The 22,657-nt window shown below is 69.9% G+C and carries 21 protein-coding genes and 1 pseudogene; 12 read left to right on the plus strand and 10 right to left on the minus strand.

Annotated elements, in window-relative coordinates:
- The first annotated feature begins 197 nt into the window (after positions 1-197).
- Both ACWIHT_RS18340 and ACWIHT_RS18345 read left to right on the plus strand, forming a co-directional pair.
- Positions 198-845, plus strand: coding sequence for a GntR family transcriptional regulator (locus ACWIHT_RS18340; RefSeq protein WP_456169139.1), 648 nt, complete (start codon positions 198-200; stop codon positions 843-845).
- Between the two features lie 13 nt (positions 846-858).
- On the plus strand, positions 859-1,875 hold the full coding sequence (locus ACWIHT_RS18345; RefSeq protein ID WP_456169140.1) for a 1-aminocyclopropane-1-carboxylate deaminase: 1,017 nt from the start codon (positions 859-861) through the stop codon (positions 1,873-1,875).
- Here ACWIHT_RS18345 and ACWIHT_RS18350 read toward each other — a convergent pair.
- Positions 1,872-3,303: pseudogene (locus ACWIHT_RS18350) on the minus strand (MFS transporter). The gene ACWIHT_RS18345 and the pseudogene ACWIHT_RS18350 sit on opposite strands and share 4 nt — an antisense overlap.
- Positions 3,304-3,448: 145 nt before the next feature.
- On the opposite strand from ACWIHT_RS18350, the gene ACWIHT_RS18355 reads away from it, so the two are divergent.
- Complete coding sequence (locus tag ACWIHT_RS18355; RefSeq protein ID WP_456169141.1) at positions 3,449-4,033, plus strand: TetR/AcrR family transcriptional regulator; 585 nt, start codon at positions 3,449-3,451, stop codon at positions 4,031-4,033.
- 52 nt (positions 4,034-4,085) lie between these two features.
- Here the strand turns inward: ACWIHT_RS18355 and ACWIHT_RS18360 are convergent, their stop codons facing one another.
- The 7 genes from ACWIHT_RS18360 to ACWIHT_RS18390 form a co-directional block, all read right to left on the minus strand.
- On the minus strand, positions 4,086-5,270 hold the full coding sequence (locus tag ACWIHT_RS18360; RefSeq protein ID WP_456169279.1) for a TerD family protein: 1,185 nt from the start codon (positions 5,268-5,270) through the stop codon (positions 4,086-4,088).
- A gap of 111 nt (positions 5,271-5,381) precedes the next feature.
- A complete protein-coding gene (locus tag ACWIHT_RS18365) occupies positions 5,382-6,371 on the minus strand; it encodes a zinc-dependent alcohol dehydrogenase family protein (protein ID WP_456169142.1) in 990 nt (329 codons plus the stop codon).
- Positions 6,368-7,225 (minus strand): carbohydrate ABC transporter permease, encoded by an 858-nt coding sequence (locus ACWIHT_RS18370; RefSeq protein WP_456169143.1) that lies wholly within the window; start codon positions 7,223-7,225, stop codon positions 6,368-6,370. The genes ACWIHT_RS18365 and ACWIHT_RS18370 overlap by 4 nt, the downstream gene beginning before the upstream one ends.
- Positions 7,222-8,160: a carbohydrate ABC transporter permease gene (locus tag ACWIHT_RS18375; RefSeq protein WP_456169144.1), complete on the minus strand. Its 939-nt coding sequence runs from the start codon at positions 8,158-8,160 to the stop codon at positions 7,222-7,224. Before ACWIHT_RS18375 ends, ACWIHT_RS18370 begins: the two co-directional genes overlap by 4 nt.
- Positions 8,157-9,527: an ABC transporter substrate-binding protein gene (locus ACWIHT_RS18380; protein WP_456169145.1), complete on the minus strand. Its 1,371-nt coding sequence runs from the start codon at positions 9,525-9,527 to the stop codon at positions 8,157-8,159. The genes ACWIHT_RS18375 and ACWIHT_RS18380 overlap by 4 nt, the downstream gene beginning before the upstream one ends.
- Positions 9,528-9,614: 87 nt before the next feature.
- Entirely contained in the window at positions 9,615-10,385 is a 771-nt protein-coding gene (locus ACWIHT_RS18385; protein ID WP_450511259.1) for a DeoR/GlpR family DNA-binding transcription regulator, read from the minus strand.
- A gap of 286 nt (positions 10,386-10,671) precedes the next feature.
- Positions 10,672-11,481, minus strand: coding sequence for an NAD-dependent epimerase/dehydratase family protein (locus ACWIHT_RS18390; protein ID WP_456169146.1), 810 nt, complete (start codon positions 11,479-11,481; stop codon positions 10,672-10,674).
- A gap of 229 nt (positions 11,482-11,710) precedes the next feature.
- Here ACWIHT_RS18390 and ACWIHT_RS18395 point away from each other — a divergent pair, with 229 nt between their 5' ends.
- Positions 11,711-12,664: a 5-dehydro-4-deoxyglucarate dehydratase gene (locus tag ACWIHT_RS18395; RefSeq protein ID WP_456169147.1), complete on the plus strand. Its 954-nt coding sequence runs from the start codon at positions 11,711-11,713 to the stop codon at positions 12,662-12,664.
- Complete coding sequence (locus ACWIHT_RS18400) at positions 12,661-13,824, plus strand: hypothetical protein (protein WP_456169148.1); 1,164 nt, start codon at positions 12,661-12,663, stop codon at positions 13,822-13,824. The genes ACWIHT_RS18395 and ACWIHT_RS18400 overlap by 4 nt, the downstream gene beginning before the upstream one ends.
- A gap of 22 nt (positions 13,825-13,846) precedes the next feature.
- Here the strand turns inward: ACWIHT_RS18400 and ACWIHT_RS18405 are convergent, their stop codons facing one another.
- Complete coding sequence (locus ACWIHT_RS18405; protein ID WP_456169149.1) at positions 13,847-15,178, minus strand: MFS transporter; 1,332 nt, start codon at positions 15,176-15,178, stop codon at positions 13,847-13,849.
- 148 nt (positions 15,179-15,326) lie between these two features.
- Between ACWIHT_RS18405 and ACWIHT_RS18410 the strand changes: the two genes are divergently transcribed.
- Positions 15,327-15,914 (plus strand): TIGR03086 family metal-binding protein, encoded by a 588-nt coding sequence (locus ACWIHT_RS18410; protein WP_456169150.1) that lies wholly within the window; start codon positions 15,327-15,329, stop codon positions 15,912-15,914.
- Between the two features lie 10 nt (positions 15,915-15,924).
- On the opposite strand, the gene ACWIHT_RS18415 is transcribed toward ACWIHT_RS18410, so the two are convergent.
- Positions 15,925-16,344: a phosphohydrolase gene (locus ACWIHT_RS18415; protein ID WP_456169280.1), complete on the minus strand. Its 420-nt coding sequence runs from the start codon at positions 16,342-16,344 to the stop codon at positions 15,925-15,927.
- A 118-nt stretch (positions 16,345-16,462) separates the two neighbouring features.
- Here ACWIHT_RS18415 and ACWIHT_RS18420 point away from each other — a divergent pair, with 118 nt between their 5' ends.
- The 6 genes from ACWIHT_RS18420 to ACWIHT_RS18445 all read left to right on the plus strand — a co-directional run bounded on the left by ACWIHT_RS18420 (position 16,463) and on the right by ACWIHT_RS18445 (position 22,652).
- Positions 16,463-17,212: an MBL fold metallo-hydrolase gene (locus tag ACWIHT_RS18420; RefSeq protein WP_456169151.1), complete on the plus strand. Its 750-nt coding sequence runs from the start codon at positions 16,463-16,465 to the stop codon at positions 17,210-17,212.
- Between the two features lie 146 nt (positions 17,213-17,358).
- Positions 17,359-18,075, plus strand: a complete 717-nt coding sequence (locus tag ACWIHT_RS18425; RefSeq protein ID WP_456169152.1) for a GntR family transcriptional regulator — start codon at positions 17,359-17,361, stop codon at positions 18,073-18,075.
- Positions 18,072-18,980 (plus strand): dihydrodipicolinate synthase family protein, encoded by a 909-nt coding sequence (locus ACWIHT_RS18430; RefSeq protein ID WP_456169153.1) that lies wholly within the window; start codon positions 18,072-18,074, stop codon positions 18,978-18,980. The genes ACWIHT_RS18425 and ACWIHT_RS18430 overlap by 4 nt, the downstream gene beginning before the upstream one ends.
- Entirely contained in the window at positions 18,968-20,698 is a 1,731-nt protein-coding gene (araD, locus tag ACWIHT_RS18435) for an L-arabinonate dehydratase (RefSeq protein ID WP_456169154.1), read from the plus strand. The genes ACWIHT_RS18430 and araD overlap by 13 nt, the downstream gene beginning before the upstream one ends.
- Before the next feature lie 137 nt (positions 20,699-20,835).
- A complete protein-coding gene (locus ACWIHT_RS18440; protein WP_200713566.1) occupies positions 20,836-21,771 on the plus strand; it encodes a carbohydrate ABC transporter permease in 936 nt (311 codons plus the stop codon).
- Positions 21,768-22,652, plus strand: coding sequence for a carbohydrate ABC transporter permease (locus ACWIHT_RS18445; RefSeq protein WP_456169155.1), 885 nt, complete (start codon positions 21,768-21,770; stop codon positions 22,650-22,652). The genes ACWIHT_RS18440 and ACWIHT_RS18445 overlap by 4 nt, the downstream gene beginning before the upstream one ends.
- Positions 22,653-22,657 lie beyond the last annotated feature (5 nt).

The following is a 22,657-nucleotide window of genomic DNA, read 5'->3' on the forward strand; positions in this document are numbered from 1 at the left end:
CTTTCCAGACGTGTTGGAGGAAGGACTCATGTCTGAGATCAAGATGAACTCACTGGGCTCTGCGCACCAGACATGCGACAGCATCACGGTAGCAGGCGCAGCGGTAGTAGTTGCAGCCTCGGGTCGACCTGTGCGGTGCATGGAAAATCGGTTGGCACCTTGTGTGCGCCTGGCACTGACATCTAACATTTCAATCTATGGAAGCCCTACGACCCGTCCCCCGCACCCTCCTCCGGGACCGCGCCTACGAAGCGATCCGTGACGCCATCGTCGCCGGGGAGATCGAACCCGGCGCGGTGGTGCGGGACGCCGAGCTGGCCGAGCGGCTCGGGCTGTCGCGGGCACCGGTGCGGGAGGCGTTCTCGCGGCTCGTGGACGACGGGCTCCTGGAGAGCAAGCCGCAGAGCTACACCCGGGTGACCCCGGTCGTGGCCGCCGACGTACGGGACGCGGCGGCTGTCGTCGGTGCCCTGCACGAGTTGGTGACGCGGATCGCCGTACCCATCTTGCAGGGCAAGGACATTGACGTGATGCGCGCGGCCAACGACCGGTTCGCCGCGGCCGTGCGCGCCGGTGACGTGGACGCGGCCCTGCGTGCCGACGACGAACTGCACGACGTCCTGGTCCGGGTGAGCGGCAACCGCGCCGCCGCGGCCACCGTCGCCCGCTACACCCCGCTCATCCGCCGACTGGAGCGACGACGCTTCGGCGAGGGCGGCAACTGCCGTTCGGCGGGACTGCACGAGCGGCTCATCGAAGCCTGCGCCGAAGGTGACACGGACGGTGCGGTCCGCGTCACGGCCGACATCTGGCACACCCTCGCGGACCTGGCCGACGCCGACTGACCCTGGAGATCCCATGTCCCTTTCCTCGTACGACCGTTACCCCCTCCTCTTCGGCCCCTCGCCCGTCCACCCGCTGGAGCGCCTCACCGCCCACCTCGGCGGCGCCGCCCTCTGGGCCAAGCGCGAGGACTGCAACTCCGGTGTGGCGTACGGCGGGAACAAGACGCGCAAGCTGGAGTACCTCGTCGCCGACGCCCTCGCGAAGGGCTGCGACACCCTCGTGTCGATCGGCGGTGTGCAGTCCAACCACACCCGCCAGGTCGCCGCCTGTGCCGCCCGAGCCGGGCTCAAGTGCGTGCTGATCCAGGAGAGTTGGGTGGAGTGGCCCGACTCTGTGTACGACAAGGTCGGCAACATCCTGATCAGCCGGCTCGCCGGAGCGGACGTACGGCTGGTGAAGGCCGGGTTCGGCATCGGCTTCAAGGAGAGCTGGGAGCAGGCGCTGCGCGAGGTCGAGGAGAGCGGCGGCAAGCCGTACGCGATCCCGGCCGGCGCCTCCGACCACCCGCTCGGCGGCCTCGGCTTCGCCAACTGGGCCCACGAAGTCGCCGAGCAGGAGCGGGAGTTGGGCGTCTTCTTCGACACCGTGGTGGTGTGCTCGGTGACCGGCTCCACGCAGGCGGGCATGGTCGCCGGGTTCCGGGCGCTGGAGGAGGCGGGCGGGCGTGAGCGCCGCGTGCTCGGCATCGACGCGTCGGCCAAGCCCGCCGAGACCCGCGAACAGGTGGCCCGCATCGCGCACGGCACTGCCCAACTGATCGGGGTCAAGCGGGAGTTGACCGTCGACGACGTCGAACTGGACGACCGCTACCACGCCGGTGTCTACGGCATCCCGGACGAGACCACCCTGGAGGCGATGCGCCTCGCCGCCCGCACCGAGGGGATGGTCACCGACCCCGTGTACGAGGGCAAGTCGATGGCCGGGATGATCGATCTGGTCGCGCGCGGCGAGATCGGCCGGGACTCCACCGTGCTCTACGCCCACCTCGGTGGCCAGCCCGCGCTGAACGCGTACAGCGCGCTGTTCTAGACGCCAGGCTCGGGTTTCTTCCTGCCGGTGATCACGAACGCCGACACCAGGAGCGCGGTCAGGGCGATCAGCGCGCCGACGGCGAACGCGCGGGACGAGGATGTCGGACGGCGATCCGGTCGCGTGCCGGGTCGCCGTGCCGAAGACGGTGACCAGGACGGACAGTCCGAGGGTGCCGCCGAGCCACTGGAGGGTCTGGAGCAGGCCCGACGCGGCGCCCGCCTCGCGCGGCTCGATGCCCGCGAGGATCGTCGCGTTGAGCGGCATGAAGCTGAGGCCGACGCCCACGCCCATCAGGACGAGCGGGCCGAGGAGACCGGTCAAGTAGCCGTCACCGGTGCGGAGTTGCGAGAGCCAGCCCGCCGAGGTGGCGAGCAGGGCCATGCCGGTGAGCAGGACCGGCTTGGCGCCGAAGCGGGCCAGCAGGCGCGGTACGAATCGTACGACCGTGAACAGCGCCAGGGTCAGCGGCAGGAAGGCGAACCCCGCGCGCAACGGGCTGTAGTCCAGGACCCGTTGGCAGATCAGCGTGAGGAAGTAGAACGCGCCGAACATCCCCGCCGGCAGCAGCAGGACGCCCGCGTAGCCGCCCGCCCGGTTGCGGCTCGCGAACAGGTGCAGCGGCATGATCGGCTGGTCGGCGCGGGACTCGACCAGGGTGAAGCTCACCAGCAGGGCCGCCGCCGCGCTGAAGCCCAACTGCGCCTGGAGATCGCCCCAGCCGTCCGAGGAGACCCGGATGAACGCGTACACCAGCGAGGTCATCCCGGCGGTGCCGGTGAGTGCGCCCGCCGCGTCGAACCGGCCCGCGTGGCGCGGGGTTTCGCCCACGAAGCGGGGGAGTGCCAGGGCCACGGCCGCGCCGATCGGCACGTTGATCAGCAGCGACCAGCGCCAGGACGCCCACGAGGTGAGCATGCCGCCGACGACCAGACCTATCGAGGCGCCGATGCCCGCCATGGACGTGTAGATGCCGAGCGCGTGGTGGCGGCGCGGGCCCTCCGGGAAGTTGGTGGTGATCAGGGCGAGGGTGTTGGGCGCGATGAGCGCGGCGCCCAGGCCCTGGAGCGCCCGGGCCGCGAGCAGCCAGATGCTGTCGGTGGCCAGTCCGCCGAGCAGTGAGGACGAGGCGAAGAGCAGCACGCCAATCGTGAGGGTCCGGCGGCGGCCGACGATGTCGCCGACCCGGCTGCCCAGCAGGAGCAGCCCGCCGAAGGCGAGGGTGTAGGCGTTGAGGACCCAGGACAGGCCGGTGGGGCTGAAGCCGAGGTCCTTCTGGATGTCGGGCAGTGCGACGTTCACGACGGTGGAGTCGACGCCGACCATCAGGTAGGCGGTCACGACGACGAAGAGGACGGTGCCGAGCCTGGCGGGCCCGGGTGGCGCGGAGAGAGCATGGGTGGTGGACGGTGCGGACGGGGTGGACATGGAGTTCTCCCGGTCTGGCGTCCCCGGCTGAAGGCGTGCGGGCAGCGCGGACTGCCCGTCACGAACACAACGGTAAGCGGGGACTGTCTCCGTTTAGTACTCGGTAAGATACGGAGAGAGTCCCCGGTTCGCAAGGAGTATCTGGATGACGCAGGTCAGGCCCATGCGCGCGGACGCTCGGCGCAACTACGAGCGCCTGCTGAAGGTGGCGGCCGAGGCGTTCGCCGAACACGGGGAGAACGCGTCGCTCGACGACATCGCCAAGCGCGCCGGCGTCGGCTCCGGCACGCTCTACCGGCACTTCCCGACCCGGCAGGACCTGCTGGAGGCGGCCTACGTCGACCGGATCGAGGCGCTCGGCACCCGCGCCGACGAGCTCGCGAAGGAACTGCCGCCGGGCGAGGCGCTGGCCGAGTGGCTGTACGAGGTGTGCGTCGGGACGATCCAAGTGCGGGGAATGAAGGCCCTGTTGGGCTCGGCCGTTTCGGACGGCACCAATGTCACCCTCACGGTCTGCGGCACACACATGAAGGGCGCGGCACAGCGACTGGTCGAGGCGGCGCAGCAGGAGGGCACCCTGCGTCAGGACATCGAGCCGATCGAGGTCCTGCGACTGGCCCACGGGGTGTCCACGGCCTCGGAGTTGGCGAACGGCCAGGGGAAGCACATCCGCCGCTATCTGTCCCTGCTGACGGACGGGCTACGGCCCGCCGCGGCCCAGGGGGAATGAACAACGCCGGGCGCCCCCGGATCAGGGGCGCCCGCAGCGGTCGTAGGAGTGCTTACAGGGACTGTGCCGCCGGCTTCACCATGCCGCGTACCGTGCGGGACTTCACGAAGTCGCCCATCGCGGTCATGTCCCATTCGCCGGAGAACTGCTTGACGAGCTTGGCCATCATGACGCCGGTCTGGGCCTCGGCGTTGGTGAGGTCGAAGCGGACCAGTTCCTCGCCGGTCGCGGCGTCCAGGAGGCGGCAGTAGGCCTTGGCCACCTCGGTGAACTTCTGGCCGGAGAAGGAGTTGACCGTGAAGACCAGGCCGGTGACGTCCTGGGGGATGCGGCCGAGGTCGACCACGATCACCTCGTCGTCACCGCCGCCCTCGCCCGTGAGGTTGTCGCCGGAGTGCTTGATCGCGCCGTTCAGGATCGACAGTTTGCCGAAGTAGCAGCTGTCGACGTGGTTGCGCTGCGGGCCGTAGGCGATGACCGAGGCGTCCAGGTCGATGTCCTTGCCGCGGAACGCGGGCTCCCAGCCGAGGCCCATCTTGACCTGGGAGAGGAGCGCGCGACCGCCCTTGACCAGGGACACCGTCTGGTTCTTCTGGAGGCTGACGCGGCCCTTGTCCAGGTTGATCTTCCCGGCGCCGAGCGGGGGCGCGGCGGGCGGGGCCGGGGGAGCGGCGGGCACCGGAGGCGCCACAGGGGCCCGCGTCACGGGGGCGGGCGGAGCCACCGGGGCGGCGACCGGAGCCGGTTCCTCCACCGAGACGCCGAAGTCCGTGGCGATGCCCGCCAGGCCGTTGGCGTAGCCCTGGCCGACCGCGCGGGCCTTCCAGGCGCCGTTGCGCAGATAGATCTCCACGACCACGAGTGCCGTCTCGGCGCCGAGCTGCGGGGGCGTGAAGGTGCCCAGGACGCTGTTGTCGTCCGCGTTCCGGATCGTCGCCGTGGGCTCGACGCCCTGGAAGCTCTGGCCTGCCGCGTCCGGGCTGGCGGTGACGACGATCTTCTCGATGCCCGGCGGGACGGCGCCGGTGTCGACGATGATCGCGTCGGGTGCCGTACCGCCGCCGGAGCGGTAGGTCACGCCGGGGCCCGTCGGCTGGTTGTAGAAGATGAAGTCGTCGTCGGAGCGCACCTTGCCGTCGCCCGTGAGCAGCAGGCCCGATACGTCGAGCCGCACCGGGGCGGCGACGTCCACCGTCACGCGCGCGGCGGAGAGAGGGATGTTCGAGCCGGGGGTCATAGCTGTCATGCCTCGTGAACGACCGAGACCATTTTGCCGTTCCCTTACCAAGGGACCAATTGCCAAGCCTTGGAACTACCGGCCCGAATCCCGTCGATTACCGCCGACTCCCTAGGGAATCACCACGATCTTCCGTCCCACCCCCGCCGCGAACTGCTCCAGAGCCTCCGGATACCGCTCCAGCTCGATCCGGTCGCTGATGAAGATCCCGGGATCGAGGACCCCGTTCGCGAACAGCTCCGCCGCCCGCTCGAAGCTGTGCAGCACGGCCATCGAGCCGGTGATGGTGATCTCCTGGTTGTAGATCCGGTACGGGTCGATCGACACCCGGGTCGCGTAGTCGGCCACCCCGAACTGGAGGAACGTGCCCGCCTTCGCCACCCGGTCCAGGCCGTCCTGGATCGCCGCCGCGTTGCCGGTCGCGTCGATCACGAGGTCCCAGCCCCGCGGCCGGTCCAGCTCGTCCGCGTTCGCCGCCGACCCGGAGACCCCGAGCGTGCGGGCCGTCTCCAGGCGGGCCGGGTTCAGGTCCACAATGTCGACGCTCGCCGCGCCGGTGCGCTTGGCCAGCTCCAGCATCATCAGGCCCATGGTCCCGGAGCCGTAGATCAGGACGTGCGCGCCCAGGCGGGACTTGAGGACGTCGTAGCCGCGCACCGCGCAGGAGAGCGGTTCGATCAGGGCCGCGTCCTCGGTGCGTACGTGCTCGGGGAGCTTGACGCAGTTCGCCACGGGGGCGACCGCGTACTGGGCGGCGCCGCCCGCCGTGGTGACGCCGATCGCGGCCCAGCGTTCGCAGAGGTTGTTGTGGCCGTTGCGGCACTGCCGGCACTCGTAGCAGTAGAGAGATGGATCTACGGCCACCTGGTCGCCGACCGAGACCTCGGTGACCTGGGTGCCGACCGCGACGATCTCGCCCGCGAACTCATGGCCCGGCACGATCGGCAGTTTGGGCGCGAACTCGCCCTGGAGGATGTGCAGATCGGTGCCGCACAACCCGCACGCGGCGACCTCGACGACGACCTCGCGGGGGCCAGGCGTCGGGTCCGGGACCTCGGTGACGACGGCGCGGCCCACGGACTCGATGACGGCGGCCTTCATTTGACGGCTCCCAGGGAGAGGCCCTGGACCAGCTTGTCCTGGGCGGCGAACCCCGCGGCGAGCACCGGCAGGGAGATGACGAGCGACGCGGCGCACACCTTCGCCAGGAACAGGCCCTGGCTGGTGATGAAGCCGGTCAGGAACACGGGCGCGGTCTCGGCGACGACCCCCGTGAGGACTCGGGCGAACAGCAGCTCGTTCCAGCTGAAGATGAAGCAGATGAGGGCTGTCGCCGCGATCCCCGGGAGGGCGATCGGGGCCACCACGCGCGCGAGGATGGTCGGCAGCCGGGCACCGTCGATCTGTGCCGCCTCGATGACGGCGACCGGGACCTCGGCGAGGAAGGACTGCATCATCCACACCGCGATCGGCAGGTTCATCGAGGTGTAGAGGATGACCAGGAGCCAGATGTTGTCCAGCATCCCGGCGTTCTTCGCGAACAGGTAGATCGGCAGCAGGCCCGCCACCACCGGGAGCATCTTCGTGGACAGGAAGAAGAACAGGACGTCGGTCCACTTCTTGACCGGGCGGATCGACAGCGCGTAGGCCGCCGGGAACGCCAGCAGCAGCACGAAGAGCGTCGAAGCCACGGACGCGACAAGGGAGTTGACCAGCGCGGGCCAGGGGCTCGCGCCGCCGCCGGTGCCGAAGAACTCCCGGTAGCCGTCCAGGGTGAGGGCGGCCCCGAAGGACGGCGGGTTGGTCGCCGCGTCGGTCTCCGAGTGGAAGGACGTCAGCGCCATCCAGGCGATGGGCAGGAAGAACACGATGCCCAGGAGCCAGGCCACCAGGCCCAGGCCCGAGCCTTTGCGGCGGGCACGCGCGCGTACGGCGATGCTGCTCGTGCTGCTCATGCGCGGGACGCCTCCTCTCGGAACAGGGACGACACGACGCGCAGGGCGAAGGTCGCGATGATGATCGAGCCGATGACGACCAGGACGCCGGCCGCCGAGGCGAGGCCGTTCTCGTGGGCCTGGTAGAAGCTCTGGTAGACGGTGTAGGGCAGGTTGGCGGTGCCCAGGCCGCCGGACGTGATGGTGAAGACCGCGTCGAAGTTCTGCACGATGTAGATCGAGCCGAGCAGGGCGCCGAGTTCGAGATAGCGGCGCAGATGCGGCAGCGTCAGATAGCGGAAGACCTGCCAGTCGCTCGCGCCGTCGACCTTCGCGGCCTCGATCTGCTGGTGGTCGCGGCTCTGGAGCCCGGCCAGCAGGATCAGCATCATGAACGGCGTCCACTGCCACACCAGGGATGCCTCTACCGCGAGCAGCGGGGTGTTGGAGATCCAGTCCGGCTGCGGTCCGCCCACATAGTGCAACAGCCCATTGAGCAGGCCGTATTCAGGGTTGTAGAGCACATGCTTCCAGAGCAGGGCCGCGGCCACCGGCACCACCAGGAACGGCGCGATCAGCAGGGTGCGGACGAAGCCCCGGCCGCGGAACCTCCGGTCCAGGAGCAGCGCGAGCAGCAGGCCCAGGACCAGGCTGGCCAGCACCACCGCGACGGTGAGCAGGACGGTCGTCCACACCGAGTGGCGCAGGTCGGGGTCGCTGAGGACCTGCTGGTAGTTGTCGACGCCGGTGAAGTGGCGGGCCTTCGGATAGAGCGCGTTCCAGTCGAAGAAGGAGATCACCAGCGTGGCCACGAACGGGAGTTGGGTCACGACGATCATGAAGACCAGGGCGGGGAGCAGCGGGGCGCGGGTGGCCCAGGCGCGCAGCCTGTCCGAGGGCGGGCGCGCGGTGCGGGTCGGAGCGGCGGCCAGACGGGCCGTTGTCGTGGCGGTCATCGTCCCTCGTACTCCTTGGAGATCTTCTCGGCGAGCTTCTGGGACTTCTTCAGGGCCGAGTCGACGGACTGGCGTCCGGCGATGGCCGAACTGATCTCCTGGGAGACCTTCGTGCCGAGGTCGGTGAACTCGGGGATGTCGACGAACTGGATGCCGGGCGCGGGCCGCGGCTGCACCCCCGGGTCGTTGGGCTTGGCGCCCTCGATGGCCTCCTTCGTCTGCTCCTGGAAGGCGGCGGCCTCCTTCACGTACTCGGGGTTCGTGTACGTCGAGGCGCGCTTCCCGGCCGGCACGTTGGCCCAGCCGTCCGTCTCGCCGACCAGCTGCTCGTACTCCTTGCTTGACGCCCAGGACACGAACTTCCAGGCCTTGTCGGAGTTGTGGGACGCCTTCTGGATGCCCCAGGCCCACGTGTAGAGCCAGCCCGAGGAGTCGGTCTTCTCGACCGGCGCCGGGACGTAGCCGATCTTTCCCTTCACCGGGGAGCCCTTGGCCTCCAGCGAGCCCGCCGCCGAGGTGGCGTCGTACCACATGGCGACCTTGCTCTGCGTGATGTTGTTGAGGCACTCGGCGAAACCGGACTGGGCCGCCCCGGACTCGCCGTGCTTGCGGACGAGGTCGACATAGAACTTCGTCGCCTGTTCGAACGCGGGGGAGTCGAGCTGCGCCTTCCAGTCCTTGGTGAACCAGGTGCCCCCGAAGGTGTTCACGACGGTGGTCAGCGGGGCCATCAACTCGCCCCAACCGGGCAGCCCGCGCAGGCAGATGCCCTTCATGCCGGACTGGGCGCCGTCGACCTTGGCGGCTATGTCGGCCACCTGGTTCCAGGTCGGGTGCGCGGGCATGGTGAGGCCCTTCGCGGCGAGCACGTCCTTGCGGTACATCAGGAAGGACGACTCGCCGTAGAACGGCTGCCCGTAGAGCTTGCCGTCGTCCGCGGTCAGGGACTCCCGCATCGGCTTGAGGATGTCCTGCTCGTCGTAGGCGGGGTCCTTGGCGACGTACGAGTCCATCTCGTGCAGCCAGCCGTTGCGGGCGTAGATCGGGATCTCGTAGTTGGAGAGGGTCGCCACGTCGTACTGGCCCGCCTGGTTGGCGAAGTCCTGGCTGATCTTGTCGCGGACGTCGTTCTCCGGCAGCACCGTGAAGTTGACCTTGATGCCGGTCTCCTTCGTGAAGTGCGGGGCCAGCTTCTGGAGTTCGGTCATCTGGGGGTTGTTGACCATCAGGACGTTGATCGAGTTGCCGCCTGATCCGGCGCCGCCCGCTCCGACCCAGCAGCCGGAGAGCAGCGGGGCGAGCAGCGTCCCTACGGCGGCCAGGGCGAGCGTGGCTCGCGGCGGCCGTCGTCGGCTCTGGGTTCGCATGGATCGCTCCTGCATATATCGGGAGAAAAAGGGTGCGCACGGGAATGGCACACCCCTGGTGAGTGAGTTGGAATTTCAAACGGCGTGCTAGACGCGGATGACCTGTGGCCCCAGAAGTGAGTACCGGTGAGCTTCGGCCGACGGGAGCAGCGTGCTCGTGACGATCGTCTCCAGGGCGCCGATCTCGGCGAACCTACAGAAACTGACCGCCCCGAACTTGGTGTGCACACCCGCGAACACGGTGCGCCGGGCGGCGCGGATGGCCTGCGCCTTGACCTCGCTCACGGCGGGGTCGGGTGTGGTCAGGCCGTGCTCGCGGGAGATGCCGTTGGCGCCGATGAAGGCGAGGTCGAGGACGAAGCCGGCGAGCATCTTCGTCGTCCAGTGGTCCACGGTGGCGAGAGTGCCGTGCCGGACCCGGCCGCCGAGCAGCAGCACCGAGGTGTTCTCCGACTCGGCGAGCACGCCCGCCACGGGCAGGGACGCGGTGACCACGGTCAGCGGCCGGTCCCTGGGCAGCGCCTCGGCGATGAGCTGGGGGGTGAAGCCCTCGTCGACGAAGACCGTCTCGGCGTCCCCGAGCAGTTCGGCCGCGGCGACCGCGATCCGGCGCTTCTCCGGGACATGGCTGGTGGCGCGGAAGGCGAGCGTCGTCTCGAAACCGGCGCTTTCCACGGGGTAGGCCCCGCCATGGGTCCTGCGGACCAGCCCGTGGTCCTCCAGGGCCCGCAGATCGCGTCGTACGGTCTCCTTGGCCACGCCCAGCTCGGTGGCGAGCGCGGTGACGTCGACCGAGCCGGTGCGGCGCGCGGCGCGCACGATCTCCCGCTGACGTTCTTCCGCCGAACTCGTCCCCATGGCCGACACCGCCTTCCCGCTCACCCGGAGTACTGCCCGTTCGGGCCCGGTGGGACCCTTGGGGGAAGTTCTACAGCGGGTGCGCGGCACTGACCAGGCCTGTTGCACGCCCGATGCTGCCCGTGTGTGACCGTTTACCGCGCGGTGTGCCCGTCGCGGACCTGCACGGCTGTCCGCCGGGGCGTGGGATCGGGCAGCGTCCGTGCCCGAACACGCCGACGGGCGGGCCCGTTCGGTGCCCGCCCGTCGTCCTGGAGTCCCTTTTCCGGTCAGTACGGCTTTCCGGCTAGTACGGCCAGATCGGCGGGTCGTTCACGAAGTGGCCGCCGAGATAGGCGTGCGCCTCGACGCCCGGCTCCAGCTCGCCCTGCTCGGCGATCAGCTTCTCGGCGTACGGCTCGGAGTCGTCCCGCGGCTCGTAACCGAGCGCCCGCGCGGTCGACAGGTCCCACCACAGACGGGTGTTCGCGGAGGAGCCGTAGACGACCGTGTGCCGTACGTCCTCGGCGGTCAGGGCCGCGTGGAAGAGACGGGCGCCGTCGGCCGGGCTCATCCAGATCGACAGCATCCGCACACTGCTGGGCTCCGGGAAACAGGAACCGATGCGCACGGAGACGGTCTCCAGGCGGTGCTTGTCCCAGTAGAGCTGCGCCAGGTCCTCGCCGAAGGACTTCGACAGGCCGTAGAAGGTGTCGGGGCGGTGCGGGGTGTCGATGGGGATGAGGGGGTCGTCGCCCTGCGGGCGCGGGGTGTAGCCGACCGCGTGGTTGGAGGAGGCGAAGACGACGCGGGGGACACCCTCCTCGCGGGCGGCCTCGTAGAGGTTGTACGTGCCCTCGATGTTCGACGCGAGGATCTTGTCGAAGGAGGATTCCAGGGAGATGCCGGCGAGATGGATGATCGCGTCGACGCCCCGCACGGCCTCGCGGAGTGCCGCCTTGTCGGAGAGGTCGGCGGTGATCGCGTCCGGCTCGCCCTCGATCGGGCGCAGATCGAGCAGCCGCAGCTCGTAGCCGTACGCGGGGAGCAGCTCCCGCATCAGGGTGCCGAGCCCGCCTGCGGCGCCGGTGAGCAGAACGGTGCGGGGAGCGGGCATCCTCGGTCTCCTAGGGTTGGCGGCTTCATCCATGAACATCATTCACATTCATAGACACGCTAAAGATCGGTCACCATGCCCGTCAAGTGTGGCGTGGACCTGGGAAATCCGCTTCCTTCTTGCTCATTTGCCTGCTTGACCCACCCTGAGGCAGATCCTTAGGGTGGAGCTGTTCAGAAATGTAGACGTTGATCAGAAGAACGCACGCGCCTGTTTCAAGGGAGAGCCCGTGACGCCAGCCCCTCTCGCCGACCGGCTCAGTATCCCCAGCGGGCCGCTGTTCTTCCCCGTCACCGCGTACGGCCCCGACGGCGCCGTCGATCTCGACGTGTACCGCGCGCATGTCCGCCAGGGCGTCGAGGCCGGTGCCGCCGCCGTGTTCGCGTGCTGCGGCACCGGGGAGTTCCACGCGCTGCTGCCCGAGGAGTTCGAGGCGTGCGTACGGGCCGCCGTGGAGGCGACCGGGGGCCGGGTACCGGTGGTCGCGGGCGCGGGCTACGGCACCGCGCTCGCCGTACGGTACGCACGGCTCGCGGAGGCCGCGGGGGCGGACGGGCTGCTCGCGATGCCGCCGTACCTGGTGGTCGCCGGACAGGAGGGACTGCTGCGGCACTACCGGGAGGTGGCCGCGTCGACCGCGCTGCCCGTCATCGTCTACCAGCGCGACAACGCCGTGTTCACCCCGGCCACGGTCGTCGAACTCGCCCGCACCGAGGGGATCATCGGCTTCAAGGACGGCCTCGGCGACCTCGACCTGATGCAGCGGATCGTGAGCACCGTACGCACCGAAGTCCCGGACGACTTCCTGTACTTCAACGGACTGCCCACCGCCGAACAGACCCAGCTCGCCTACCGCGGCATCGGCATCACCCTCTACTCGTCCGCCGTGTTCTGCTTCGTGCCCGAGATCGCGCTCGCCTTCCACCGGGCCCTCGCGACCGGCGACGACACCACGGCCAACCGCCTCCTGGACGGCTTCTACCGGCCGTTCGTCGAACTGCGCGCCCAGGGACGCGGTTACGCGGTCTCGCTCGTCAAGGCGGGCGTACGGATGCGCGGTCTGGACGTCGGCGAGGTGCGCCCGCCGCTGACCGAACCGACCGAGGATCATGTCAAACAGCTGGCCCAACTCATCGAGCGCGGCTATACGTTGATCGAGTCACGGATGGAGGCGGGCGCGTGAAGGCATCGGCGTTCGTCTATCCCTGGGACGTCAACGGCGACCCGGAGGCGGGCGGCAGGATCGCCGGACTCGGAGTCCAGCAGGCGACCTTGGCCGCCGCGTACCACTCCACGCGCGCGTTGACCCCCCGCCACCCCCGCCACCGCGTCGTCACCGCCGAACACGCGGCCGTCCTGTACCCGCCGGACTCCCGTTGGCAGGGACGGGAGTTGAGGCCGTACGAGGCCGGTGACTGGGCGCCGGGCGACGCCTACGGGGAGGCCGCCGCCGCCCTCGCCGAGGCGGGCCTGGAGGTGCACACCTGGGTCGTGCTCGCCCACAACTCCCGCCTGGGCGCGGACCATCCGGACACCTCGGTGGTCAACGCCTACGGCGACCGCTACCCCTGGGCACCCTGCATCGCCCAACCGGCCACGCGCGCGTACCTCGTAGACCTCGCCGCCGAAGCGGCCGTACGCCCCGGCGCGCACGGCACCGAACTGGAGTCCCTGGGCTGGTACGGCCTCGCCCATCTGCACGCCCACGACAAGACCGGCGGAATCCCCCTGGGGGACGCGGGCCAGTACCTGATGTCCCTGTGCTTCTGTCCGACCTGCCGCCAGGGCTACGGCGAACAGGGCGTCGACGCCGAGGAGTTGGCGGCGACGGTACGCGCCGCGCTGGGACCGGTGTGGCAGGGGGCGCCCTCCGACGGCGGCTGGGCGGGGGTCGGGAAACTCCTCGGCGAGGCGAACGCGACGGCCACGCGCGCATGGCGCGACGACCGGGCCCGCACACTCCAGGAGACGGCGGTCGCCGCGGTCCGGGCCGCCGCACCCGCCGACTTCCAGGTGCTGCTGCACGCGGACCCGGAGTCGTACCACTGCGGTGCCAACGCCGGCGTGGACCCCGGGCACATCCTCTCGGTGGCGGACGGTGTGGTCGTCCCCTGCACGGGCGGCGCGGGCCTGCTGACCCCGTTCGCCGAACAGGGCCTGGACGGACGGGTGTTGGCCGCCAACTTCACGGTGGTCTCCGGGATGGGCGGACGCCCGGGGGCACTCGCGGCGGACGCGGCACGGGCGCGCGGCCTCGGGGCGACCGAACTGCGCCTGTATCACGCGGGGTTGGCGTCGGACGGGGACCTGTCGGAGGTGCGGGAGGCGTTGAGCGGGCTCTGAGACCCGTCACAGGGCAGCCACTTCAGGTTTGCCCCCGATTCGCCCGTCGATAGTCCCTACGTCGGCATCTGCCTGGACAGCAACGACGCGGGCAACGCCTACCCGCTGGCCTGCAACGGCGGCAACTACCAGAACTGGTAGTGGTGGTGGTAGACCCGGTCGCGGGCGGCGCCGTCGCGAGCAGCGCCAGTGCGGCGCCGGTCGTGAGCAACGCCAGGCCGGTGGCGATCAACAGCCCGCGGTAGTCGACCAGTTCGACCAGGGCCGCCCCCGCCGCCAGGCCGATCACGTTCGGTGTGAAGATCAGCGTGTTGGCGGTGGCGGTCGCCCGGCCCAGCAGCGCCCCCGGCACCTCGCGCTGCACGGCGGTGAACGCGGCGATCAGCACGCACGGGAGCCCCAGGCCGATCGCCGCGTTGCCCACCAGGACCACCGGGTCGGACGGCACCGCCCGCGCGGCCACCCCGGCCGCCGCGGCGACGATCCCGGCCGCCCCGAACCGCCGCTCGCCGAGCCGTCGTAGCGCGGGCCCGGAGACCAGTCCGACCGAGACCGAGCCGACGCCCTGGACCGCGTACAGCACCCCCGTGTAGGCGGGCGCGTGCCCCAGGCCCTCGACGATCGCGTAGTTCGACGAGCTGCTCAGGGAGGCGAGGAACATCATCGTCCCGCTCGCCAGGACCAGCGGGCGCAGCCGGGGACTTCCCCACAACTCGCGGACGCCCTCGGCGGTTTGGGCCCGCCAGTCGCCGGCGGGGCGCCGGGGCCGCTCCTCGCGCACGCGCACGAACAGCCACAGACCCGCCGCCAGTACGATCGTCACCGCGTCCAGACAGGCCACCGCGGGCCCGCCGAACGCCGTGTACAGGCCCGCGCCCGTCAGCGGCGCGACCAGCTTCATGCCCTCCACCGCCGACATCCGCAGCCCGTTGAAGTCACCGAGGAGATCCCGGTCCACCACGGCGGTGACCAGGGCCGACTCGGCGGGGTCCTGGACGACCATGACGGCGCCGTAGACGAACAGGACGGTGAACAGGAGCCACAGGTCGGCGCGGGAGTCGACCGTGAAGAGGGTGAGGAGGAGCGCGGCCAGGGCGAGGTTCGTCCGGATCAGCAGGGGCTTGCGGCGGACCCGGTCGGCGATCGTGCCGAGGACCGGGCCGCCCAGCGTCGGCGCCCAGACCGCGAACACGCACAGCGCGGCCAGACCGTTCGAGCCGCTGAGGTCCTTCACCCACACACCGGCCGCGAGCCCCAGCGCGGACGTGCCGAAGGCGGACACCACCACACCCGTGAAGTACAGCCCCGCATTGCGGTCCCGCAGGATGCGGGCCACCGCCCAGTTCGTCGTCATGCCTGGTCATCGTGGGTCTAAGGCCGGGGGTACGGCATCGGGCAGGTGCCCTAGAAACGCGCCGCGACTCATCCGGGGCCGGGCGATGAGTTCCCGGGCCGCCGTCGGTCTACCCCTGAGTGAGGACCGATCCCCGGAAGGGAAGCGCATGACCGACAACATCTTCGACCTCGGCCCGCAGACCCGTGTCGTCGCCCGGCTCGTGGAGGGCGTCACCGACGAGCAGCTCAGAGACGTCACCCCGTGCCCCGGCACCGCCGTACGCAACATGCTGGGACACCTGCTCGGCCTGTCCGTCGCCTTCCGCGACGCCGCGCGCAAGGACCTGGGCGTCATGACGGACACCGCGCCGGACACCGCCGCCTCCGACATCGGCCCCGGCTGGCGCGAGGACTTCCCCAAGATCCTCGACGGCCTCGCCGAGGCCTGGCGCGACCCGGCCGCCTGGACCGGCATGACCCGCGCGGGCGGCATCGATCTCCCCGGCGAGATCGCCGCCGCCGTCGTGGCCGACGAACTGGTCGTCCACGGCTGGGACTTGGCCCGCGCCACCGGCCAGCCCTACGACCCCGACCCCGCCGCGCTCCAGGCCTCGTACACCTTCCTGCTCGCGGCGGCCGAGGACCCGACCGGCGGCGGGGGCATCTTCGGACCGGTGGTCCCGGTACCGGCGGACGCCCCGCTCCTGGACCGGGCGGTGGGCCTCAGCGGACGGGATCCCGGCTGGAAACCGTAGACCGGCGCCCTCAGCCCCGCGTGGGGAACGACGCCTGGAACGCCAGCCGTTCGTCCGCCCCGTCGCCGATGCGGGCGAGGACCTCGTCGAGCGCCATGAACTCCTCCCACACCGCCCGGCCGCTCGCCCCGGCCAGCCGGGCCACGACGAGATCCTCCAGCTCGGCGACCCGCTTGTTCTTCCACACCTTGTCGGCGAGGCTCACCAGGAGGTCCTCCAGACCGACGCCCGGCCGCCCCCACGAGGCGTGCGTCGCGGCGAAGCGCGCCAACTCCGGGCCGATGCCGTGGCGCAGCAGAAGATCCCGTCCCGCCTCCGCCGCCCCGAAGAGCACCGCCTCGCGGTCGAACAGCGCGGCGGGGCAGTGCTGTTCGACCCAGTCGACCAGGTGACGCGCGACGTCGTGGACGGCTCGCAGATGGGCCGCCAGCCGCGGCGGGCCGCGTCAGAGTACTGACCGCGGCATTCTCGCCCCCGGGACGGCCTGGCGTGGTGGAACGTCCCGAACTGTGAGTACCACGGGCTCCGGAACCGTACTCTTCCCCACCATGCCTCTCAGTCTCACGATCCTCGGCACCGCCTCCCCGCATCCACGCCCCGGCCGCCCCTGCTCCGGGTACCTGCTGCGCGGCGGCGGCGCCGAGGTGTGGGTGGACGCGGGCACCGGAACGTTCGCGGAGTTGCAGCGGCACACGGACCCGGCGCGGCTCACCGCGATCTGGATCTCGCATCTGCACGCCGACCACAGCGCCGATCTCCTCGCCGCGGCCTACGCATTCGCCTTCGGCGGGATGACCCCGGCCGCCCCGATCCCGCTCTACGCCCCGCAGGACTGCGCCCGCCGCCTCGCCGGCTTCTTCGGGCAGCCGGACGTGCGGTTCCTGAGCGGTGTCTTCGACTTCCGCCCGCTCTACGACGGCCACTCCGTCCGGCACTGGAACCTCCGCCTCACCGCACGCGCCGTCGTCCACGACACCGAGGCGTACGGGCTGCGCGCCGAGTGCCAGGGGAGTGTCCTCGGCTACTCCGGGGACAGCGGACCCTGCGAGGCGCTGTCCGAACTCGCGGGCGGCGCAGACGTGTTCCTCTGCGAGGCCGACATCGACCGGCATCGCGAAGGCGAACGCCAAGTACACCTCACGCCCGAGGACGCCGGCGCCTGCGCCAAGGGCGCGCGCGAACTCCTCATCACCCACGTGGGACCCACCCTCACCAGGGAAGCGGCCCTGGAACGCGCCGCCGCGATCTTCCCCGGCCGCACCTCGGCCGCGCTCGAAGGTGTCACCAAGACCATGTGAGTACGACCATGCGGCGAGACCATGTGAAGCGCTTTCTGGTTCTTCTGTCAGAAGCATTGACGAAACACCGGGCCGCTCCTACCTTCAACGCGTCGTACTTCGTACGTCATATATGAGACGCGATATGTGAGATCCGAGAGGCGCGCATGACCTCTGTGCCCACGCCGATCCCGTCCCGTACGCAGTTCGTGCTGGAAGGGATCAAACACCGCATCCTCACCGGGCAGTTGACGCCGGGTCAGCCACTGGTCGAGACCGAACTCGCCGCACAGTTCGGGGTGTCCAAGACCCCGGTGCGCGAGGCGCTCAAGACCCTGGCCGGCACCGGGCTCGTCGTGATGAACCAGTACAAGGGCGTCACGGTGCGCATGGTGGACGCGGACATGGCGCGCGAGGTGTACGACGTCCGGCTGCTCCTCGAACCCGAGGCGCTACGACGGGCCGTACGACTGGGCGCCTCCCTGGACGCCGCCCGCGAGGCGCTGACCCGCGCCGACGAGGCCACCGACACCGCCGAACGCTCCCTCGCCAACCGGGAGTTCCACCGCGCCCTGTACCTGCCGTGCGGCAACCCGCTGCTCGGCCGGATGCTCGACGAGGTCCGCGACCAGGCCGCCCTCGTCTCCGCCGTCGCCTGGGCCGCCTCGCCCTCGTGGGAACGGGAGGCCGGCGAACACCGCGAGATCCTGCGGCTCGCCCTCGACGGCGACGCGGACGCCGCCGCGACCGCGCTGCACGCCCACATCGCGTCGTTCGTGCAACGAGCGTTCCCCGGCCCCGAGTTGGGACAGGGATTGGAACAGGGATTGGGACAGGGATCCGGCACCGGGTCGGGCACCCAGGGAGAGGACGGTCAGGCATGACAGCGGCGTTCGAGGCCCAACGGGCCGCCCTGGCAGACGTGGTGGCGATCCCGGTGACCCCGTTCGCCGCGGACGGCACCGTCGACCAGGACACCCACCGGACCCTGCTGCGCCGCCTGCTCGACAGCGGGATCGGCATCCTCACGCCGAACGGCAACACCGGCGAGTTCTACGCCCTCACGCCCCAAGAACGCCAACTCGTAACGGAGTTGACCATCGACGAGGCGGGCACCCGCGCCGCCGTCCTCGTCGGCGTCGGCCACGACGTCCCCACCGCCATCGCCTCCGCCCGGCACGCCCGCGACCACGGCGCCCGGATGGTGATGGTCCATCAGCCCGTCCACCCCTACGTCTCGCAGGACGGCTGGGTCGACTACCACCGCGCCATCGCCGAGGCCGTGCCCGACCTGGGCGTCGTCCCGTACATCCGCAACGCCCAACTCCTCGGCGCCCGCCTCGCCGAACTAGCCGACGACTGCCCGAACGTCATCGGCGTCAAGTACGCCGTCCCCGACGCGGCCCGCTTCGCCGCCTTCGCCCGGGACGCGGGCCTCGAACGCTTCGTATGGGTGGCCGGGTTGGCCGAACCGTACGCCCCCTCCTACTTCTCGGCGGGCGCCACCGGCTTCACGTCCGGGCTCGTGAACGTCGCCCCGTCCGTCTCGCTGAACATGATCGAAGCGCTTCGATCGGGCGACTACCCCGGGGCGATGAAGGTCTGGGAACAGATCCGCCGATTCGAGGAACTAAGGGCCGCGAACGGCTCGGCGAACAACGTCACGATCGTCAAGGAAGCGCTTGCGTCCCTCGGCCTGTGCCGCCGCGACGTACGGCCCCCCAGCAAGCCCCTGCCCGAGAGCGAGCGCGCCGAGGTCGCCGCGATAGCCGCCGGATGGTCCATATGAAGGCACCGGAAGAGCTCAGAAGCCACCAGTGGTACGGCACCGACGGGCTGCGCTCCTTCAGCCACCGGGCCCGCACCCGCCAGCTCGGCTACCTCCCCGAGGAACACCTCGGCAAGCCCGTCATCGCGATCCTCAACACCTGGTCGGACATCAATCCCTGTCATGTGCACCTCCGTGACCGCGCCCAGGCGGTCAAACGGGGCGTGTGGCAGGCGGGCGGCTTCCCGCTGGAGTTCCCCGTCTCGACGCTCAGCGAGACCTTCCAGAAGCCGACCCCGATGCTCTACCGCAACCTCCTCGCCATGGAGACCGAGGAACTGCTGCGGTCGTACCCCGTGGACGGCGCCGTCCTCATGGGCGGCTGCGACAAGTCGACCCCCGCGCTGCTCATGGGTGCGGCCAGTGTCGATCTGCCCACCGTCTTCGTCCCCGCCGGACCGATGCTGCCGGGCCACTGGCGCAACGAGATCCTCGGCTCCGGCACCGACATGTGGAAGTACTGGGACGACAAGCGCGCCGGCCTCATCGGCGACTGCGAGATGACCGAACTGGAGAGCGGCCTAGCGCGCTCGCCCGGTCACTGCATGACCATGGGGACCGCGTCCACGCTGACGGCCGCGGCCGAGGCGTTGGGCGTGACCGTGCCGGGCGCGTCGAGCATCCCCGCCGTTGACTCGGGCCACGATCGGATGGCGGCACAATCAGGCATGAGGATCGTTGAACAAGTCCACAAGGGGCGTGTTCTCTCGTCGATCCTCACCCAGGACGCCTTCGAGGACGCGGTCACCACCGTCCTCGGCCTCGGCGGCTCCACCAACGCCGTGATCCACCTCATCGCCATGGCAGGCCGCGCAGGCGTCCACCTCACGCTCGACGACTTCGACCGCATCGCCCGCACGGTCCCGGTCCTCGCGAACGTACGCCCCGGCGGACAGACGTACCTCATGGAGGACTTCCACTTCGCCGGCGGCCTGCCCGGCTTCCTCTCCCGGATCACCGACCTGCTCCACCTCGACCGCCCGACCGTCTCCCACGACACCCTGCGCGAACAGCTCGCGGGCGCGCGGGTCCACAACGACGACGTGATCCGTACCCGCGACAACCCGGTGGCGAGCGAGGGCGGAGTCGCCGTCCTGCGCGGCAACCTCTGCCCGGACGGCGCCGTCATCAAGCACATCGCAGCCGAACCGCACCTGCTCAAGCACACCGGCCCCGCGGTCGTCTTCGACGACTACCGGACCATGCAACGCACCATCAACGACCCGGAGTTGGACATCACCGCCGACAGCGTGCTGGTGCTGCGCAACGCGGGCCCCAAGGGCGGCCCCGGCATGCCCGAGTACGGCATGCTCCCGCTCCCCGACCACCTCCTCAAGCAGGGCGTCCGGGACATGGTCCGCATCTCCGACGCCCGCATGAGCGGCACGAGTTACGGCGCGTGCGTGCTGCACATCGCACCCGAGTCGTATGTCGGCGGACCGCTCGCCCTCGTGCACACGGGGGACACCATCACCCTGGACGTCGAGGCCCGCACCCTCCAACTCAACGTGGACGACGAGGAGTTGGCGCGCCGCAGGGCGGAGTGGACACCGCCGCCCGCACGGTACGAGCGCGGCTACGGCGCGCTCTACAACGACCAGATCACCCAGGCGGACACCGGCTGCGACTTCGAGTTCCTGGCCCGGCCGGGCAAGGTGCCGGACCCCTACGCCGGTTGAGCACGCCCTCTCTTCGCACGCCGGTCGAGCAAGCGCTTCCTGTGCTCGCACCGAGCTTCCCGCACCGAGCTTCCCGCACCGAGCTTCCCGCACCGAGCGTCCTGTACTGAGCGTCCCGTACCGAACGGAGAACAGTCATGGCCCAAGCCGCAGCCGTGGCGAAACCGCCCGCGCCACCCCGGCGGCGCCGTGCCTCCGCGACCCCGCGCAGGCTCCCGTATCTGCTGATCGCCCCGGCCGCGCTGCTCATGCTGGGCTTCATCGCCTACCCGGTCATCAGCGTCTTCTACTACAGCCTCCAGAACTACAACCCCACCAAACCGTGGCGCAACGGCTTCGCGGGCCTCGACAACTTCACCCACGCCTTCACCAACGACCCCCAGTTCTGGGACACGTTGACCTTCAGCGCCAAATGGGTCGTCGTGGAGGTGGGCCTCCAACTCCTCTTCGGGCTGGCCCTCGCACTGATCGTCAACCAGACCTTCGTAGGACGATCCATCGGCCGCGCACTGGTCTTCTCCCCCTGGGCCGTGTCAGGCGTGTTGACCTCCGCGATCTGGGTGCTGCTCTACAACTCCCAGACGGGCGTGACCCGTTACCTCGCGGACATGGGAATCGGCCAGTACGGCACGAGTTGGCTCTCTGACCCCTCAACCGTCTTCTCCGCAGCGGTGGTTGCGGACCTCTGGCGGGGCGTCCCCTTCTTCGCGATCCTCATCCTGGCCGACCTCCAGTCCGTCTCGAAGGACCTCTACGAGGCCGCCGAGGTCGACGGGGCCAGCCGCTTCAAGCAGTTCCTCCACATCACCCTGCCGCACCTCAAGGACGCGATCGTCCTCTCCACACTCCTGCGCGCGGTCTGGGAGTTCAACAATGTCGACCTCCTCTACACCCTGACCGGCGGTGGCCCGGCCGGCGAGACGACCACGCTCCCGCTCTACGTCGCCAACACCAGCGTTGAGGCCCACAACTTCGGCTACGCGTCGGCCCTCACCACGGTCGCCTTCGTCATCCTTCTCTTCTTCTCGATCATCTATCTGCGCCTGAGCAAGTTCGGAGGCGGTGACAAGTGATCACCGAGATCGCCCCGGCCCGCGAGCGGGAGACCACCACACCGCACCAGCCGCGCAAGGCCCGCCGTGCCTGGGACGAGGTCCCGCGCTGGCAGATCTACGTCCCCCTCGGCATCTACCTCGTCTTCACCCTGATCCCCTTCTACTGGATCCTGCTCTTCGCGTTCCGCCCGGCCGGTTCGACCTCCCTGGTGCCCTGGCCGATGACCCTCGACCACTTCCAGAAGGTGTGGACGGAACGCAGCTTCGGCGTCTACTTCCAGAACAGCGTCTACGTCGGCGTGGCCACGCTCTTCCTCACCACGGTCGTCGCCCTGGCCGGCGGCTACGCGCTGGCCCGTTTCGAGTTCAGGATCAAACGCGTCTTCATGCTGGCCCTGCTCTGCTCCCAATTCGTGCCGGGCGCCCTGCTGTTGGTCCCGCTGTTCCAGATCTTCGCCAAGCTCCAGATGATCAACTCGCTCGGCAGCGTCATCATCGCGGAGACCGTCTTCCAGCTCCCGCTGTCGATGATCCTGATCAGCGGCTTCATCCGGAACGTCCCGCAGTCCCTGGAGGAGGCCGCCTGGGTCGACGGCTGCAACCGCTTCGCCGCGTTCCGCATCGTCGTCCTCCCGCTGCTGCGGCCCGGGTTGATCGCCGTCGGCTCCTTCGCCTTCGTGCACGCCTGGAACCACTTCCTCTTCGCCCTGATGTTCCTCTCCGACCAGAGCAAGCAGACGATCCCGGTCGGCCTCAACACCCTGATGAGCGCGGACAGCGTCGACCTCGGCGCGCTCGCCGCGGGCGGCATCGTCGCGGCCGTGCCCGTGGTGATCGTCTTCGCCTTCATCCAGAAGTGGCTGATCACCGGCTTCAGCGCGGGGGCGGTGAAGGGATGAGGCAA

This window comes from Streptomyces sp. NPDC002276 (assembly GCF_053891435.1).